The organism is Sporosarcina sp. OR05, assembly GCF_041414805.1.
GTDB lineage: Bacteria > Bacillota > Bacilli > Bacillales_A > Planococcaceae > Sporosarcina > Sporosarcina saromensis.
In genome coordinates this window covers 1-16,674 of the sequence record NZ_JANKJL010000005.1, presented here as the reverse complement: position 1 = coordinate 16,674, position 16,674 = coordinate 1, and the positions used below count along the sequence as shown (strand labels likewise).

The window sequence follows — 16,674 nt, the reverse complement described above, 5'->3', positions numbered from 1 at the left end:
GACTTGAGATGTCCGGAGATGCTAAGTATGAAGAGTTAACCATTTTAAAAGAAATTGCAGAACTATTAAATGAAGGTACGGATACGACAACGATTCTCTCTGGCGTTTTAAAAAAACTTCTTCACGTAACAGGACTACAGACAGGTTGGATTTTTTTAGTAAATGAACATGGTATGCAACAACTTGTAGCGGATGTTGCTCTACCACCTGCTTTAGCCAACAACAACAAACAAAGAATGTGTCAGGGTGATTGCTGGTGTGTAAGCAAATACAACAATCACACATTGAAGAAAGCTACTAATATTATCGAATGTAAACGAATTGAGGATGCCTTAGCAGATGAGGCTGGCAACACTTGCGGGCTTACCCATCATGCAACTGTTCCGCTACGAGCTGGAGAGGAACAGTTTGGCATCTTAAATGTCGCTTCTCCTAACAAAACACATTTTCAAAAGAATGAGCTTGCTTTACTTGAAGCGGTCGCTTTCCAAATAGGGACCGCTTTAAAGCGCATAAAGCTTACAAACCGAGAACAAGAGATTGCCTTGATTTCCGAGCGGAACCGATTGGCAAGAGATCTCCATGATTCCGTTAATCAGCTTCTATTCTCCCTTAGCCTTACTGCAAGAGCGGGTGTTGAAATGACAACAGTGGATGAGGTAAAGCAAACATTCAGCTACATACAAGATTTAAGCCAAGAGGCACTAGGGGAAATGCGAGCGCTAATCTGGCAATTAAAACCACAAGGACTTGAAAATGGCTTAGTAAGTGCGCTGAGTAGTTATGCAGAAATGATTGGCCTGTCCATTCAAGCAAAAATGTCAGGAGCAGTGAGTCTTCCTAGTAAAGTTGAAGAAGCACTGTGGCGAATCGGACAAGAGGCACTAGCAAACTGTAAAAAACATGCTAATACAAATGACGTAGCTCTTTCTTTATATGTTGATGAAAATCAAGTGATGATGAGCATTAAAGATGCAGGATGCGGCTTCCGTTATGAGGAAAACTCTTTTATTCTATCATTAGGCTTACGAAATATGAAAACCCGTACTGAAGCATTAAATGGCCGTTTCCAGTTAACAAGCAGGCTCGGGAGCGGGACAGAAATTCAAATTGTGATTCCGCTTTAAGTGAAAGATTCTCTGATTTCGTCTGAAGGAGGTAAAACTAGTGAGTATACGTGTATTGATCGTTGATGACCATCATGTCGTCCGAAAAGGACTTGTATTCTTTTTTCGAACTCAACAGGATCTCGACATTGTAGGTGAAGCCTCCAATGGAAAAGAAGCCGTACAACTTGCCAATTCATTAAAACCGGACATTATTTTAATGGATTTAGTCATGCCCGAGATGGATGGAATTGAGGCAACAAAAATCATCAAACAAGAACATCCTGAGATAAAAATTATGATGTTAACGAGTTTTTCCGATCAAGATCATGTCATCCTTGCACTGGAAGCTGGTGCCGCTGGGTTCCAATTAAAAGATATTCAACCTGATGAGCTCGTAACTGTTTTGAAAAAAATGATGAACGGGGAAAATCAATTGCACCCGAAAGCGACATCACATGTCGTTAATAACTTCTCCAATAAAATAGTAGTGGATGCTTTAACCAAAAGAGAGCTGGATGTATTAAAAGAAATTGCAAAGGGAAAAAGTAACAAAGAAATCGCCTCTTCCCTGTTCATTACCGAAAAAACCGTCAAAACTCATGTCTCTAGCATATTGGCTAAACTGGGACTTGCCGATAGGACCCAAGCAGCGCTATATGCGGTTAAACATAGGTTACAATGAGATTGATAATGTAATTAGAACATACACGATGCAACAATGTTAAGACTGCTTTCGATAGCTCACGTAACTATACGAAATGAAAGGGGGAAAAGGCATTGTCTTTACTAACTGCAAACTCCCAATACATAAGATCCGTACAATTAAAACGAGAACAGATTAAGCATGGGAAATTCCCGTTCACCCTTCCCTTCATCAAGAACATGCACGAACTACCCCTTCATCCGAACATCACCTATATTATCGGAGAAAATGGCATGGGCAAGTCAACACTTCTTGAAGGGATCGCAATTGCATATGGTTTCAACCCTGAAGGCGGAACGATGAATTTCAATTTTTCTAGTTATGACTCACATTCGGAGCTAGATGAGCACCTTCGTCTTGTAAAGGGGACGGAACGTGCAAGGGATCATTTTTTCTTCAGAGCCGAGACGTTTTATAATGTAGCAACTTCCATCGAAGAACTGGACAAAGAGCCAGTACGTGGTCCCAAAATTATCGATTCTTTTGGAGGCTTGTCACTGCACGAGCAATCCCATGGAGAATCGTTCTTCGCTGTATTCAGAGAGCGTTTTAGAGGGAAAGGACTGTATATTTTGGACGAACCGGAAGCAGCACTTTCCCCACTGCGCCAACTGTCATTACTCTCCCGTATCGACCAGCTTGTAAAGGATGGATCTCAGTTCATCATCTCCACCCACTCACCAATCGTCATGGCACATCCGCTTTCCACCATTATGCAAATCACCGAAGATGGAGTGTACGAAACAACATTGGAAGAAACGGAACACTACTCGATTATGAAGCAATTCTTTGAGAACCGCGATCGAATGTTGCATCATCTTTTTGAAGAATAAATCATCACTATCTCACTCACAATAATATATATTTGTTACAATATATGTAATACTACAAATAACAATAGAGTGGAGTGTGAATACTATAGAAAAACGTTTTGAGGTGAGTTTAAAAAATCCCGTACTTCAAACATGGCTAATTATTATGCTTCCTTCGTTCGTAGTTGCCTCTTTACTTTTGTTTTTGACCGATATTCCTGGGGTCTATATTAGTTTGACGTACACTACAGGGACTTGGCTGGTTTTCTTTACTTGGCTTACCTTTTATAAGAGTAAAATCAAAAGATTGAATGCTAAGCAAGTATCTTGAAAGAAATGCCTAGCAAAATTGAAAAAGAACGGATCCCTATACAGACATTGGATCCGTTCTTTTTTATTCATGTAAAACGTCTTACGCTTGTCAGGATTGACCAAGCGCTTCCGCTTTGTGTGAAGGTGCCTGTGCCAGAAACATTCATGTTAATTCAATTAATTTGTATGTATATGCAATTGTAGTGAATTAACTGAATTCAACCTTGCACAGGCACTGATTTTAATGACTAAGTTCATTTGCAATTATCATTGATTGTAAGAGGTTATGGAGTGAGCACAAAAGATGTCAGCTTCTCAGCCCACGGCCTTTTTCAATCAGATACCAATTGATTGCATAAAGAGAAATGATAAAGACAAATGAAATGAGAACAGAGAATACAATCGGAACGTCGGTTACACCAAGAATCCCAAATCGGAATCCTGATATCATATAAACAATCGGGTTGAACTGTGATACTAGCTGCCAAAACGGAGGAAGCATCGAGATTGCAAAAAACACGCCGCCTAAATAGGTCAACGGCTGAAGAATAAACGTAGGAACAATCGACACGTCGTCAAATGATTTTGCAAAAATACCGTTTAACAGTCCTGCCAAAGAGAACAAAATAGAAGTCATCAAAAGCGTCAAGACGACAATGCCCCATGAGTAGACTTGCAACGGAACAAAAAACAGAGAAATAATCGTGACCAGTATACCCACCAAAATACTTCTTCCCATTCCTCCAATCACAAAGCCCCAGATAATAATATGAGTCGGTACAGGGGCAACTAATAGTTCTTCAATGTTCTTTTGAAACTTTTGTGAAAAAAATGAGGACGAGACATTTGAGTAGGAACTCGTGATGACTGACATCATAATCAATCCCGGGACTATAAACTCCATGTAGGAGAATCCTTCCATCTCGCCAATCCGTTTACCAATCAAATTCCCGAAAATGATAAAGTACAAGGAAGTTGTAATGACCGGTGGGACCAATGTTTGGACCCATATCCTAAGATAGCGGTTCGTTTCTTTGACTGACAAGCCTTTTAATGCTGTAAAATATAGTTTAAACATGTGTATCCCCCACTGCTGTTTCTTCTGTAAGTTTTAAAAATAACTCTTCTAATCGATTAGACTTGTTGCGCATGGACAATACTTTAATTCCTTGTTCTGTCAATTGGCTAAATACTTCGTTGATCCCTTGATCACGCGCTACCTCCACAGAAAGCGATCCTTCGTCCAAGAGTTCACTTTTATAGCCTTTGATTACCGGCACCCGTCCGGAAGATTCGATATCTAAAATAATGGTTTCATACTGGAGTTTAGCCAGCAATGATTTCATACTGGTATCTTCAATCAGCTGTCCATTTTGAATAATACCAATGTTGCGGCACAACATCTCCGCTTCTTCCAAGTAATGCGTTGTCAGAATAATCGTCGTGCCGTTTTCATTCAACTCTTTCAAAAACGTCCACATTTCTCGTCTCAATTCAATGTCCACACCAGCCGTCGGCTCATCCAGAATGAGTAGACGCGGTTCATGCATCAAGGCGCGTGAAATCATTAGACGACGTTTCATCCCTCCAGAAAGCATCCGTGATTGTACATTTCTTTTCTCCCATAAATCTGACTGCTTCAAGTACTTTTCGCTGCGCTTCAATGCCTCTTTCCTTGGCACGCCATAATATCCCGCCTGGTTCAACACAATCTGCTGGACCGTTTCAAAAGGACTAAAGTTGAACTCTTGAGGAACCAGACCGATCTGCAGCTTGACCTGCATTAAGTGCGTGTCCATATCATAGCCGAAGACATGAACTTTTCCTGATGTCTTATTGACGAGGGATGTCACAATCCCGATCGTCGTAGATTTGCCGGCTCCGTTAGGCCCCAAGAGAGCGTAGAAGTCTCCTTCCGCTACTTTCAAATCGATGCCACGCAAAGCCTCGACACCGCCCGTATAGACTTTTTTTAGTTCTTTTATTTCTATTGCGTATGTCATTCCTTTTATCTCCTAACCATCTTTTTAATCAGCTGCATGTAAATAGCTATTTGCTAGTATACCACTCCTCTCATTAGTAAGGCTTTATGTATACATTTTCTACATATTAACTTCCCTGTCTCATCAGAAAAAAACCATTCATTGATGCACCTCTCTATTCTGTTTAATACGGAACAATAAAAAAGGAATCTTCCCTACTATAAGAATAAATTTGGAAAATATAATGATCAAACTAAACAACTCTGCCAAACAAGACGTTCTTTAGAATTCAGTTCAATTACTATTTACTAGAAAAAGGCCTTTCACCAATTCAATGAATTAATGAAAGACCTTCTTGATTTTGAGTGATTTATTTGGTGTTGATGAATAGTTCTCTACACCTTGATAGTACAAGGGGGTAGAGAATTTATTACATCATTCCACCCATTCCGCCCATATCAGGCATTCCGCCACCTGCGCCAGCTGGTTCTGGGATGTCTGCAACTACTGCTTCTGTTGATAGGAACATTGCTGCAACAGATGCTGCGTTTTGGAGTGCAGAGCGTGTTACTTTTGTTGGATCTACGATACCCGCTTGAACCATGTTGACCCACTCGCCGTTTGCTGCGTTGAAGCCGATGCCAACTTCTTCGCGCTTGAGGCGATCGACAACGATTGAGCCTTCAAGACCAGCATTTGTTGCGATTTGGCGAACTGGTTCTTCAAGTGCACGAAGAACGATTTTCACGCCTGTTGCGACGTCGCCTTCTACACCTTCAAGAAGTGTTTCAACTTTTGTATAAACGTTAACAAGCGCTGTACCACCACCGGATACGATTCCTTCTTCAACAGCCGCGCGTGTAGAGTTCAATGCGTCTTCAATGCGAAGTTTACGCTCTTTCAATTCTGTTTCAGTTGCTGCGCCGACTTTGATAACTGCTACGCCGCCAGCCAATTTCGCAAGGCGCTCTTGTAGCTTCTCTTTGTCGAATTCAGACGTTGACTCTTCAAGTTGTGCACGGATTTGGCCAACACGTGATGCGATTGCATCTGCATCGCCATTTCCTTCAACGATTGTCGTGTTGTCTTTTGTGACAACGACTTTCGCAGCGCGACCAAGTTGCGTGATATCAGCAGATTTCAAGTCTAGACCTAAATCTTCTGTAATCACTTCTCCGCCTGTTAGGATTGCGATGTCTTCAAGCATAGCTTTACGACGGTCACCGAAGCCTGGTGCTTTAACAGCAACAGCGTTGAACGTACCACGAAGTTTGTTTACAACAAGTGTTGCAAGTGCTTCACCTTCTACGTCTTCCGCAATCATCAACAACGGCTTACCTTGTTGAACGACTTGCTCAAGAACTGGAAGGATTTCTTGGATATTTGAAATCTTCTTATCTGTAATTAGAATGTAAGGGTTGTCGAGAACCGCTTCCATTTTGTCTGTATCTGTCGCCATGTATGCAGAAGCATAACCACGGTCGAATTGCATACCTTCTACGACGTCAAGCTCAGTCGTGAAGCCTTTTGATTCTTCAAGCGTAATGACACCGTCGTTGCCAACGCGCTCCATTGCCTCAGCGATCAATTCTCCAACTTCTTCGTCACCAGAAGAAATAGCCGCAACTTGTGCGATTTCTTGTTTGCTTTCGATTTCATCGGAAATGCCTTTTAGTTCTTCCACTGCAGTCGCAACCGCTTGCTCGATCCCTTTACGGATACCGACAGGGTTCGCACCAGCTGTTACGTTTTTCAATCCTTCACGGATCATCGCTTGCGCTAGAACCGTCGCAGTCGTTGTACCGTCACCAGCGATTTCGTTTGTTTTAGAAGCAACTTCTGCAACAAGTTTTGCACCCATGTTTTCGAATGCATCTTCAAGTTCGATTTCTTTTGCAATCGTTACACCGTCATTTGTAATGAGCGGTGAACCGAATTTTCTTTCAAGAACAACGTTACGTCCTTTTGGTCCAAGTGTTACTTTAACAGCATCTGCAAGTGTATCTACACCACGAAGCATTGCGCTACGTGCGTCTTCATTAAATTTAATTTCTTTAGCCATTTATGAATTCCCTCCTGATTTTTCGTGTTTTCTTTTATAAGCGTATGACTTAGCCGATAATTGCTAGAACGTCGCTTTCACGCAGGATTAAATATTCATTGCCTTCATATTTCACTTCAGTTCCAGCATATTTTGAGAAGATGATGCGGTCGCCTTCTTTCACTTCCAGCTCAACGCGCTGTCCGTTTTCAAGAACTCGTCCAGTACCTGCCGCAACTACTTTACCTTCTTGCGGTTTTTCTTTCGCAGAATCCGGTAGTACAATACCGCTTGACGTTTTTTCTTCTGCTTCGATCAGTTCGATTACGATACGGTCACCTAATGGTTTCAACAAGTGAAACACCCTCCTCGATATGTTATCTTCTTTTTAGCACTCAGTAAGCACGAGTGCTAATACATTTATTATCATAATCAAGTTGCCCACTAATTGCAAGTGAAATACTTGCTGTTTTTTAGATAATTTTTCCGCTCGTGAACTTTCTTTACACCTCGCCTGTCCAATATAAATGAAACCTTATCTTGGCTATGTTTTCTCTTTGCTAAACTAGTATGAAACCGCTAAAATGGACATCAGAAGAAAGGAAGTTGCACATGAAAAACTGGAAAATCAATGTATGGATCATCCTCTTATATATCGCCATGCAACTCGTCAGTATCCCAATTAGTAAAAGTTTCTTCACCTATTTTCATACGACAGCTGGGCAAGAGATTGAGCTAGCAAGATTAAATGCGGTCGCGTGGGCACTTTTCATCTCCAATATGATAGCTGCCCCATTCATCTTGTTCATGACAACACGAAACAAACGTTTCTGGAACATCTTCAAGAAAGGCAAGCAAGCGTCAATCGGTAAATCAATCCTTTGGGGAGTCCTCGGCTTTTTCATGGCAATGGCAGGGCAAATGATTGCCGGAGCAATTGAGTTTGGTCTTGGCATAGAGCCGGGTTCTGATAATACCGCCATGCTAAGCACAATTGCAAAAGCTTCCTCCATTATCATAATCCCGATCGTCATCTTCGCACCGCTACTAGAAGAGCTTGTGTTCAGAAGAGTCATTTTCGGAAGCATTTATACAAAAACGAACTTTTGGATTGCGGCCATCCTTAGTGGTGTGATCTTCGCGCTCGTTCATGGAGAACCAGAACACACGCTCATCTATATGGCACCAGGCATCGTCTTTTCGTTTATTTATTACCATACAAAACGGATCTGGACGCCGATGATTGCCCATTTCCTCATGAACGGCTTTGTCATGATTGTTCAATTAAATGCCGATAAACTCTTACAGCTGCAAAATACGAAACAAGCACTAGCGATATTCTTTCACTAATAAAACCGAGCAACCAACTATAACGGGTTGCTCGGTTTTTACTCACCAACATTTATCGTTAAATGATTGAAAACAGCATCGCCGAGAAAGCGAACGCCAATACGATCGCCAGAAGCACTCCAATAGCGATGATAATAAGAATGACGCCAAATCCACGCATTGCCGAGAATCCGTGAACAAGGCCAATTCCCTTACACGTTATGACCACACCATAAATTCCAATTGCTAACGTTACAACGTTCGTTAACAAATACACACCAATCGGTAAATTCGTAAAGGCAAATTGAGAGGTCGGTGTATCAAACAGTTCTGGTCCATACATAACGACCATCGCTAAATGCATCGGTGCGAGCCAAATCATGAGTAATGAAAAGGCAGGAAATAAACGCGCCATATCCGAAAACGTCCCTTTTCCACCAAGCCATTTCCCTACCCACGTATACATTGCCGCACCGATCAACCACCCGATGATTGAGCCGATAAAGGTGCTCACAATCCCTAACAGGACAATGATTCCTAATGGAAGTCCCGAAAATAACCCTGTACCTGCCGAGGAAACCATTCCTGCACTTATCGAATAAAGTGCAAAAATGAGAAATCCATACCCGATTGTCTTATGCTCTAAAATATACGCCAACGTCTTCGTCGGTTGAGTCCAAATCGACATGATAGGATTCATACAAACGCCTCCTTTTCCATCTTATGTATATGATTGGATGTCTTTAAAAGACCATCCGTTTATTCATTCATTACTACTTACGTTTATCCTTGCGTATTTGTTTCATGTCAGCTAATTTTTGAGCGCTAAAAAACCGCCCTCGTAAATAGCAGAGGACGGATGAAAGGAGTTTATTTTTCTAAGTTCCCCATGACTTCATCGATTTGTCGCTGTTGTTCCGCTTTAATTTCTTCTAGCTTCCGCTTCTTTTCGGCTTTCAAATACTTCTTGTACCCGACACGGCAAATCAGAATACTAATTTCATACAGCGCGAACAATGGCACAGTTACTAATAAATGCGACATAATATCGGGCGGTGTAATGAACGCAGCAATAACGAACAAGGTAAAGTACGCCACTTTCCTTATTTTCACCAAATGTACGGGATCCAAAATGCCGAGCCTCGACAAGAACAGTAATACGATCGGCAATTGAAAGACAATCCCGAACGGAATAAGAATCTGGAACAGGAACGTAAAGTATTCATTAATACCAATTGTTTGTGTAATGCCTAGGTCAGCCGCCAAATTACTCATGAAGTTCATAACAAACGGCATCAGAACGAAATAGGAAAAACCGATACCAATTAGGAACAATGCAAAAGCAAATGGAATATAGCTTAATGTCACTTTTCGTTCCGTTTCATGAAGTCCTGGCGATATGAACGCCCAAAACTGATACATAATAATCGGAGAAATGATAATGATGGCTAAAAAGATGATCACCTTTAAGTAAATGGCAATCGGATCGATGACAGTGAAGGCGTGAAAGCTGTTTTCCGTCAAATGGCCGCTATCTTCGGCATTGAATTGCACAAACTGGATAATCGGTTTGGCGAGAAAGAAGCTTCCAATCACTGCAATAACAAAGAAAACGACGATTACCATCAGCCGTTTTCTAATTTCATCTATATGTTCAATGACTGTTAAATTTTTTTCGTTCATCGGACAGACATCCTTACTTATTGCACGTCTTTTTTCTTGTCTTCTACTTTTTTGACGGAATCGTCATCATCAGATACAAGTCCTTTTGTTGCTGATTTGAATTCGCGTAATGAAGAGCCGAATGCTTTTCCGATTTCTGGCAACTTCTTCGGTCCAAAAATGAGCAAAGCAATGATTGCGATAATGATTAAACTAGTTACTCCTGGAGCCATTTCGGACACCTCCTTCATATGTGTCTATTCTACATGAAAAACGCCAGTATTACTATTAACAAACCAATTATAATTGTGAATCTTTTACGTCATTTTTAATGAAGTAAATCAGCGATTGGAGCTCTACAGATAAATCAATTGTATGGACATGCATCCACCGCGGGACATCCAACCGAACTGGCGTAAAGTTTAGGATACCCTTCACACCGATCTTCACTAATCGATCCGCCATCTCTTGAGCAGCCCTAGAAGGCAATGTTAAGATCACAAGATTAATGCCTAATTCTTTAATTTTTTCCTCAATCATATCAGGATGGAATACAGGGATGTCGCTTATCAACTTCCCGTCATTCGGCGCTTTCGAATCAAAAGCAATGACGATGCGTGTATTATGGTTTTTTTGGAAGTTGTATTTAAGCAATGCATTCCCTAGACTTCCTACACCAATCAAGGCAACATCCGTCTCTTCATCTTGATCAAGTGTCTGACGGAAAAATGTAAGCAGATGATGGACATCATACCCATATCCTTTGCGGCCAAGCGCGCCAAAATGGGAGAAGTCACGACGTATGGTCGCCGCATCAATTTTCATCGCTTCACTTAATTCGCTAGAAGAAACGCGTTTCTTCCCTGCATTTGCGAAATTTTGCAGGAATCTATAATACAATGGCAACCGTTTCGACGTTGCCTGTGGGATTTTCGGGGTGACTTCAGACATTTTCTTCCTCCTGTGCATACATTCAACCGATTCTATCGTACAGCACAAGCCCGCTCCTGTAAAGTCGACCGTTGCACCGCCTTGTCCATTCGATTACACTTAAAGAGAATAGAGGTGTGAGAGATGATTGTTTTACAAGTGAATGGTGTAACGAAATCCTTTTCAGGAACTGACATATTAGAAAACGTACGACTTGAAGTGCAACATCGTGACCGTGTAGCACTTGTCGGAAGAAATGGTGCCGGCAAGTCGACGTTATTAAAAATCATCGCTGGTGAAATGTCCGCTGATTCGGGCGAATTGAACATGCCGAAAGGAATTCAAGTCGGTTACCTCGAACAACATGCCGGTATTGACTCACCGCTGACGATTTGGGAAGAAATGTTGACCGTGTTTAAACCCCTTCAAGAGATGGAAACGAGACTGCGCAAACTTGAAATGCAAATGGCCGACCCTGCCGTTTATGAGAACAGCATGGAATACGACCGCGTCATGAAAGAGTACGATGCCCTCCAAATCGAATTCAAAGATTGCGGAGGCTATCAATACGAATCGGATATGCGCTCTGTGCTGCACGGCATGCGTTTCTATCCGGAAGACTATGAGAAAGCTGTAAATTTATTGTCCGGTGGGCAAAAGACACGACTCGCTCTTGCTAAGATGTTGTTAACGAAACCGGATTTGCTTATTTTGGACGAGCCGACGAACCATTTGGACATCGAGACATTAGGCTGGTTGGAAAAATACCTTGTTTCTTATGAAGGGGCCATCCTAATTGTTTCGCATGACCGGTACTTCCTCGATCAAATCGTGACAATTGTCTATGAAGTTTCCAGACGTAAAGTGACGAAGTATACAGGGAACTATAGTGCATACTTGGATGAAAAAGCGAAGAATTATGAGCGGGATAAAAAACTGTTTGAGCGTGAATCGAGTGAACGGGCCAAGTTGGAAGATTTCATTCAACGGAACATCGCTCGTGCCTCTACGTCTAAAATGGCAAAAAGCCGACGTAAACTTTTGGAGCGGACCGAATGGATGGATTCGCCTGACGGAGACGAAAAGTCCGCCAGTTTTTCCTTCTCGATCGATCGACCAAGCGGAAATGATGTTTTGACGTTGGAAAACATTGCGGTTGGCTATAATGGAAATCCTGTGTCACAGCACATTCACATGCATGCGTATAAAGGCGATCGAATTGCGATTATTGGTCCAAACGGAATCGGAAAGTCGACATTGTTGAAAACAATTGTCAAAAAACATGAACCACTTGCCGGTTCAATCCGTTATGGAACGAACGTGCAGTTTGGCTATTATGACCAGAACCAAGCGACCATTATTGGGTCCGGTACTGTTCTATCCGAACTTTGGGATGAATGGCCAATGATGAACGAAAAGGATGTGCGCTCCGTACTCGGTCGTTTCCTCTTCACAGGCGAAGATGTGGATAAACCCGTCACTTCATTATCCGGTGGAGAAAAAGCACGACTTTCATTAGCAAAACTGATGTTGTTAAAATCCAATACACTCGTCCTCGATGAACCGACAAACCACTTGGACCTCGACAGCAAAGAAGTATTGGAAAACGCACTTGATGATTTTCCTGGAACCATTTTGTTCGTCTCCCATGACAGGTATTTCATAAACCGCATAGCAACCAAAGTCGTGGATGTAGGACCGAGTGGTGTAACGGAATACCTCGGTGATTATGACTACTTCATTGAAAAGAAAAACGAACTTGAAGAATTGAAAGCAGAAAAAGCAATCGCAGAGCAATCAACCGCTGCAAAAAACCGACGACATGATGAAGATAAAGAAGTCAAACGACAAGAACGTCGGTTAACACGAGCAATCGCGGAAGTGGAAGCCTCACTTGCCACGATGGATGAAGAAATCAGTAAGCTCCAAGACGAATTACTCAATCCTGACTATGCGGATGATCATGTAAAGTTGATGGACATCCAACAACAAATCGATACGTTACAGACCGAACACGACAACCAATCCGAGAAATGGTTGAACTTGCAAGAAGAACTCGAAACATTATTAGCATAATAATTTGCTGTTGAAGGAGAAATTCCTTTCGACAGCATTTTTCTTTTTCGACAACGCCCCAATTTTTATTCCACAATCTTATCAACATGATTAGCATTGATAGAATCGGATATGAACATAGTTATCCACATTATCCACAGAAAGATGTTTTTTAATCCACAAAGTTATCCCATCAGTTGCGCAAGTATACACATATATCGAAAAACTATCCACAACTTATAAACAAATGTGCATAAGTACGAACGTTCCCTATTGACAAATGAATACCGCCTCATACCAAATAAAAACGGAAATCGTCATATTTCGACGATTTCCACCAATTATTCACTCCATGAAGTTAACTGCATACCAGGCTTCCCGTTCATATCCATTGCACCTCTTTTGCCTTCAATAAACATGGCTGTTCCTGCAGCTGCAATCATTGCCGCGTTATCGGTACATAGCGATATAGGCGGGACGTAAAACGGAATCCCTGCATCTTTAAATGTCGCTTCCAATGAAGTGCGCAATCCTTTGTTTGCTGCAACTCCACCAGCTGCAATGACTTGCTTTACACCGTACTCTTTTGCAGCTCTTACGGTTTTAGCTGTCAACACGTCCACAACGCTCTGTTGAAAACCTGCCGCCACGTGAGAAGGTATAACCGAGCCACCTTTTTGTTCTACATTATGTTTATAATTAATGACCGCGGACTTTAATCCACTAAAACTGAAATCATAAGAATCTGCTTCTAGCCAAGCACGAGGAAATTCAATTGCCTCTTCGCTTTCCAATGCCAGTTTATCAATTTGTGGACCTCCTGGATACGGTAAGCCAAGTACACGTGCGACCTTATCATATGCTTCTCCTGCCGCATCGTCACGCGTTTCTCCAATTAACTTAAAGGAACCGTGCTTCTCCATGACGACTAGCTCCGTATGCCCACCAGAAACGATGAGGGCTAATAACGGAAACTCCATCGGTTGCATTAACTGGTTGGCATAAATATGGCCAGCAATATGGTGCACTCCGATAATCGGTAAGCCATTTGCAAACGCAAACGCTTTTGCCGCATTAATCCCAATCAATAGCGCACCGACTAGTCCTGGTCCTTCTGTTACCGCCACCGCATCCAAGTCCGCTGGCATCATCTTTGCGACTTTCAATGCCTCTTCAATGACAAGCGTAATTTGCTCGACATGATGACGTGATGCAATTTCTGGCACGACCCCTCCAAAACGTTGCTGACTTTGGATTTGGGATGCGACGACATTCGAGACGATTTCACGACCATTTTTCACAATGGAAGCGGCCGTCTCATCACAACTCGTTTCAATACCTAATACATAGACATCTTTGTTCATTACAATTCCACCCACATGACGAGCGCATCTTCATGGTCGTCCGTATAATAGTTTTTCCGTATGCCACCGTCTTGAAAACCTAACTTTCGATAGAGGTTTTTTGCAGTCTCATTCGAAACACGTACTTCAAGTGTCATTAACCGAACCTCATTCACTTTGCACAGTTCAATGGCCTTCCGCATTAACGCTTCCCCAATGCCATTTCCACGCATATGTTTGCGAACCGCAACATTCGTAATATGGCATTCATCGAGCACAACCCACATGCCACAATGCCCGATCACCTCATCTTCTTGTACGGCCACAATATAGTGTGCATAATCATTACCATTCATTTCGTGCGCAAACACTTCTTCCGTCCAAGGCGTCGCGAATGACTCCTCTTCAATTCCTACGACAGCTGGAATGTCTTCTACACGCATTTTTCTATACTCAATCGTCGTATTCACAAGCCTTTTTCCTTCCGTTGTTGCTGTATCCAATTCGCCTCTGCCTCCGCAATCCGGCGATACTCCGGTGTAAATGTGTGTGTATCTGCTTTTTCTTCAGATTGCTGCGCCATGTAAATAAGTGACGACGCACGTGGAAGGTGCATCGAAAAAGGCGCAATGACAGCCAAATCGGCCAGTCGTTCTTTAATTTTTTCTTCATACATTGCAACGTCTTTTCCAATGAACAGTACTCGTTGGCCTCTACCTGCTAAAGCATCCAGCAACTCATCAATCGCAAAATGCCCATCCTCTTGTACAGAGGTTATCAAACCATCCACTTCTTCATAAAGACCAGCATATACATGATTCCGCCGCGCATCAAATAGCGGACAGATGACACCAGGGAAGTAGGAAGCGTTCGCTGCTAAAGCCTTCAAGCTCGATACGCCGACAAGCGGTACTTGCAACGTCCAAGCCAATGTCTTCGCAATCGTCACACCGATTCGCACGCCTGTATACGATCCCGGGCCTTCTGAAACAGCAATCGCGTCCAATTGTTTCGGCTCCATTTGCACTGTCCTAAAAAGTTCCTCTATAACTGGCATCGCACGCAATGAATGATTGAGCGCCATTGAAGAATTCACTTCTGTTAAGACGTTTCCATCCTTCACAATTGCAACGGACAATGGCGTATTGGCCGTATCAATTCCTAACCATATCATTTCGTCATCGCCTCACATATCTTCATATAACGCTCACCAAGCGGCGTAAAAATTATTTTACGGGACGTCTCTCCCGTATGGAATAGTTGAATCCCCAAACGTTCCTTTGGTAAATCTTCTTCAATTAAATGCGCCCATTCAACAATACTAATTGCATCCCCGAAAAACAACTCGTCCCAACCAAGGTCCTCGTCACTTTCAGCAAGGCGATACACATCCAAATGGTTAAGAGGGTGTTTTCCCTCATATTGCTTAATGATCGTAAAGGTCGGACTATTCACCGTCCGTGTAATCCCTAACCCTTTCGCAAGCGCTTTTGTAAATGTAGTTTTTCCAGCACCTAAATCTCCCTCCAATGTCAGGACATCAGGAGGTGCCAACAAATTTGAAAGCTTCTCAGCAAGCTGTTCTGTTTCCTGCAAAGAGGAAACATTCATTTCAATCCTCATTAGTTGATCCTTTCCTCTCCACTTTGTTCTAGTGTACCGAAAATATCGTCATTCTAAAAGCTTTGCGAATTGATGGCGAACAATTGAATCCGTTTGGTGAATCGCGTTCAATTTCCTGCAGGTCGCGGTTATTGTTTAATGCAGCCAATGAACAGAAACATGGTGTGATCAGTATCTGCCTTGAACACTACTTATTCAACCGCGCCTTTAACAGGCCATCCCGCGGTATTTAGATCAATCCGGCCCCATAAACTATCCGTCCATCCACTTGCTTTTCTTCTTTACGAATACATGATTCAGTAATACAAAGTTTTTATTTTTAGAAACCAATCAGTTGTAAACAAACAATTTTCTACGTTTTCATTACAAACAAATTCAAAGCATTTGATCAATCTCAGAAATATGTACATACAAAAAAACCGACCCTGGAGTAAATCCACAATCGGTTGGAAGTTTAAATTAAATGGCGGTCCCGACCGGGATCGAACCGGCGATCTCCTGCGTGACAGGCAGGCATGTTAACCGCTACACCACGGGACCTTATTAAATATGTATACCTTTTGATAGAATGTGAGGTTCTTTAACTGCAAATAGTAGTAAATGATCAATTCTAACCAACTAACAGTTCTATCAAAAAGTGATGTGCCCGGCGACGTCCTACTCTCACAGGGGGAAGCCCCCTACTACCATCGGCGCTGAAGAGCTTAACTTCCGTGTTCGGTATGGGAACGGGTGTGACCTCTTCGCCATCGTCACCAGACAATTGAACGATG

Annotated in this window: 17 protein-coding genes, 1 tRNA gene and 1 rRNA gene; 5 read left to right on the top strand and 14 right to left on the bottom strand. The window is 42.3% G+C overall.

The genetic code is table 11. The features are described from left to right. The first annotated feature begins 8 nt into the window (after positions 1–8). The 3 genes from NRI27_RS09705 (at position 9) to NRI27_RS09695 (ending at position 2,645) form a co-directional block, all read left to right on the top strand. Entirely contained in the window at positions 9–1,127 is a 1,119-nt protein-coding gene (locus NRI27_RS09705; protein WP_371390505.1) for a GAF domain-containing sensor histidine kinase, read from the top strand. Between the two features lie 40 nt (positions 1,128–1,167). Next, on the top strand, positions 1,168–1,791 hold the full coding sequence (locus NRI27_RS09700) for a response regulator (protein ID WP_371390504.1): 624 nt from the start codon (positions 1,168–1,170) through the stop codon (positions 1,789–1,791). 95 nt (positions 1,792–1,886) lie between these two features. After that, positions 1,887–2,645: an AAA family ATPase gene (locus tag NRI27_RS09695; RefSeq protein ID WP_371390503.1), complete on the top strand. Its 759-nt coding sequence runs from the start codon at positions 1,887–1,889 to the stop codon at positions 2,643–2,645. Between the two features lie 598 nt (positions 2,646–3,243). On the opposite strand, the gene NRI27_RS09690 is transcribed toward NRI27_RS09695, so the two are convergent. The 4 genes from NRI27_RS09690 to groES all read right to left on the bottom strand — a co-directional run bounded on the left by NRI27_RS09690 (position 3,244) and on the right by groES (position 7,314). Continuing rightward, the gene (locus tag NRI27_RS09690) at positions 3,244–4,014 is read right to left on the bottom strand and encodes an ABC transporter permease (RefSeq protein ID WP_371390502.1); all 771 of its coding nucleotides are present in this window, start codon (positions 4,012–4,014) and stop codon (positions 3,244–3,246) included. After that, the gene (locus NRI27_RS09685; protein WP_371390501.1) at positions 4,007–4,939 is read right to left on the bottom strand and encodes an ABC transporter ATP-binding protein; all 933 of its coding nucleotides are present in this window, start codon (positions 4,937–4,939) and stop codon (positions 4,007–4,009) included. The genes NRI27_RS09690 and NRI27_RS09685 overlap by 8 nt, the downstream gene beginning before the upstream one ends. 409 nt (positions 4,940–5,348) lie before the next feature. Next, entirely contained in the window at positions 5,349–6,980 is a 1,632-nt protein-coding gene (gene groL / locus NRI27_RS09680) for a chaperonin GroEL (RefSeq protein WP_317944226.1), read from the bottom strand. A gap of 49 nt (positions 6,981–7,029) precedes the next feature. After that, on the bottom strand, positions 7,030–7,314 hold the full coding sequence (groES, locus tag NRI27_RS09675; protein ID WP_371390500.1) for a co-chaperone GroES: 285 nt from the start codon (positions 7,312–7,314) through the stop codon (positions 7,030–7,032). A gap of 257 nt (positions 7,315–7,571) precedes the next feature. On the opposite strand from groES, the gene NRI27_RS09670 reads away from it, so the two are divergent. Further along, on the top strand, positions 7,572–8,309 hold the full coding sequence (locus tag NRI27_RS09670) for a CPBP family intramembrane glutamic endopeptidase (protein WP_371390498.1): 738 nt from the start codon (positions 7,572–7,574) through the stop codon (positions 8,307–8,309). Positions 8,310–8,367: 58 nt separating this feature from the next. Here the strand turns inward: NRI27_RS09670 and NRI27_RS09665 are convergent, their stop codons facing one another. The 4 genes from NRI27_RS09665 to NRI27_RS09650 form a co-directional block, all read right to left on the bottom strand. Further along, positions 8,368–8,988 (bottom strand): YIP1 family protein, encoded by a 621-nt coding sequence (locus NRI27_RS09665; protein WP_371390497.1) that lies wholly within the window; start codon positions 8,986–8,988, stop codon positions 8,368–8,370. A 170-nt stretch (positions 8,989–9,158) separates the two neighbouring features. After that, positions 9,159–9,971, bottom strand: a complete 813-nt coding sequence (tatC, locus tag NRI27_RS09660) for a twin-arginine translocase subunit TatC (protein ID WP_371390496.1) — start codon at positions 9,969–9,971, stop codon at positions 9,159–9,161. A gap of 17 nt (positions 9,972–9,988) precedes the next feature. Continuing rightward, complete coding sequence (gene tatA, locus NRI27_RS09655; protein WP_371390495.1) at positions 9,989–10,183, bottom strand: twin-arginine translocase TatA/TatE family subunit; 195 nt, start codon at positions 10,181–10,183, stop codon at positions 9,989–9,991. A gap of 67 nt (positions 10,184–10,250) precedes the next feature. Beyond that, positions 10,251–10,901 carry a redox-sensing transcriptional repressor Rex gene (locus tag NRI27_RS09650; RefSeq protein WP_371390494.1) on the bottom strand — a complete coding sequence of 217 codons (651 nt, stop codon included), beginning with the start codon at positions 10,899–10,901 and terminating at the stop codon, positions 10,251–10,253. Positions 10,902–11,024: 123 nt separating this feature from the next. On the opposite strand from NRI27_RS09650, the gene NRI27_RS09645 reads away from it, so the two are divergent. After that, complete coding sequence (locus NRI27_RS09645) at positions 11,025–12,956, top strand: ABC-F family ATP-binding cassette domain-containing protein (RefSeq protein WP_371390493.1); 1,932 nt, start codon at positions 11,025–11,027, stop codon at positions 12,954–12,956. A gap of 320 nt (positions 12,957–13,276) precedes the next feature. Here NRI27_RS09645 and tsaD read toward each other — a convergent pair whose 3' ends face one another. The 6 genes from tsaD to rrf all read right to left on the bottom strand — a co-directional run bounded on the left by tsaD (position 13,277) and on the right by rrf (position 16,661). Further along, positions 13,277–14,299: a tRNA (adenosine(37)-N6)-threonylcarbamoyltransferase complex transferase subunit TsaD gene (gene tsaD, locus NRI27_RS09640; protein WP_371390492.1), complete on the bottom strand. Its 1,023-nt coding sequence runs from the start codon at positions 14,297–14,299 to the stop codon at positions 13,277–13,279. Then, entirely contained in the window at positions 14,299–14,781 is a 483-nt protein-coding gene (gene rimI, locus NRI27_RS09635; RefSeq protein ID WP_371390491.1) for a ribosomal protein S18-alanine N-acetyltransferase, read from the bottom strand. The genes tsaD and rimI overlap by 1 nt, the downstream gene beginning before the upstream one ends. Further along, positions 14,745–15,452, bottom strand: a complete 708-nt coding sequence (gene tsaB / locus NRI27_RS09630; protein ID WP_371390490.1) for a tRNA (adenosine(37)-N6)-threonylcarbamoyltransferase complex dimerization subunit type 1 TsaB — start codon at positions 15,450–15,452, stop codon at positions 14,745–14,747. Before tsaB ends, rimI begins: the two co-directional genes overlap by 37 nt. Beyond that, positions 15,449–15,901 (bottom strand): tRNA (adenosine(37)-N6)-threonylcarbamoyltransferase complex ATPase subunit type 1 TsaE, encoded by a 453-nt coding sequence (tsaE, locus tag NRI27_RS09625; protein ID WP_371390489.1) that lies wholly within the window; start codon positions 15,899–15,901, stop codon positions 15,449–15,451. Before tsaE ends, tsaB begins: the two co-directional genes overlap by 4 nt. Before the next feature lie 464 nt (positions 15,902–16,365). After that, positions 16,366–16,441 (bottom strand) — tRNA-Asp (locus NRI27_RS09620). Between the two features lie 104 nt (positions 16,442–16,545). Next, a 5S ribosomal RNA gene (rrf, locus tag NRI27_RS09615) occupies positions 16,546–16,661 on the bottom strand. Between the last annotated feature and the right edge of the window lie 13 nt (positions 16,662–16,674).

Bases quoted from the DNA above. Each gene is read 5' to 3' on its own strand.
- groL (WP_317944226.1), bottom strand. From the start codon at position 6,980: ATGGCTAAAGAAATTAAATTTAATGAAGACGCACGTAGCGCAATGCTT.
- NRI27_RS09650 (WP_371390494.1), bottom strand. From the start codon at position 10,901: ATGTCTGAAGTCACCCCGAAAATCCCACAGGCAACGTCGAAACGGTTG.
- NRI27_RS09705 (WP_371390505.1), top strand. From the start codon at position 9: ATGTCCGGAGATGCTAAGTATGAAGAGTTAACCATTTTAAAAGAAATT.
- NRI27_RS09645 (WP_371390493.1), top strand. From the start codon at position 11,025: ATGATTGTTTTACAAGTGAATGGTGTAACGAAATCCTTTTCAGGAACT.
- tatC (WP_371390496.1), bottom strand. From the start codon at position 9,971: ATGAACGAAAAAAATTTAACAGTCATTGAACATATAGATGAAATTAGA.
- tatA (WP_371390495.1), bottom strand. From the start codon at position 10,183: ATGGCTCCAGGAGTAACTAGTTTAATCATTATCGCAATCATTGCTTTG.
- NRI27_RS09665 (WP_371390497.1), bottom strand. From the start codon at position 8,988: ATGAATCCTATCATGTCGATTTGGACTCAACCGACGAAGACGTTGGCG.
- tsaD (WP_371390492.1), bottom strand. From the start codon at position 14,299: ATGAACAAAGATGTCTATGTATTAGGTATTGAAACGAGTTGTGATGAG.
- tsaE (WP_371390489.1), bottom strand. From the start codon at position 15,901: ATGAGGATTGAAATGAATGTTTCCTCTTTGCAGGAAACAGAACAGCTT.
- tsaB (WP_371390490.1), bottom strand. From the start codon at position 15,452: ATGATATGGTTAGGAATTGATACGGCCAATACGCCATTGTCCGTTGCA.
- NRI27_RS09690 (WP_371390502.1), bottom strand. From the start codon at position 4,014: ATGTTTAAACTATATTTTACAGCATTAAAAGGCTTGTCAGTCAAAGAA.
- NRI27_RS09685 (WP_371390501.1), bottom strand. From the start codon at position 4,939: ATGACATACGCAATAGAAATAAAAGAACTAAAAAAAGTCTATACGGGC.
- NRI27_RS09670 (WP_371390498.1), top strand. From the start codon at position 7,572: ATGAAAAACTGGAAAATCAATGTATGGATCATCCTCTTATATATCGCC.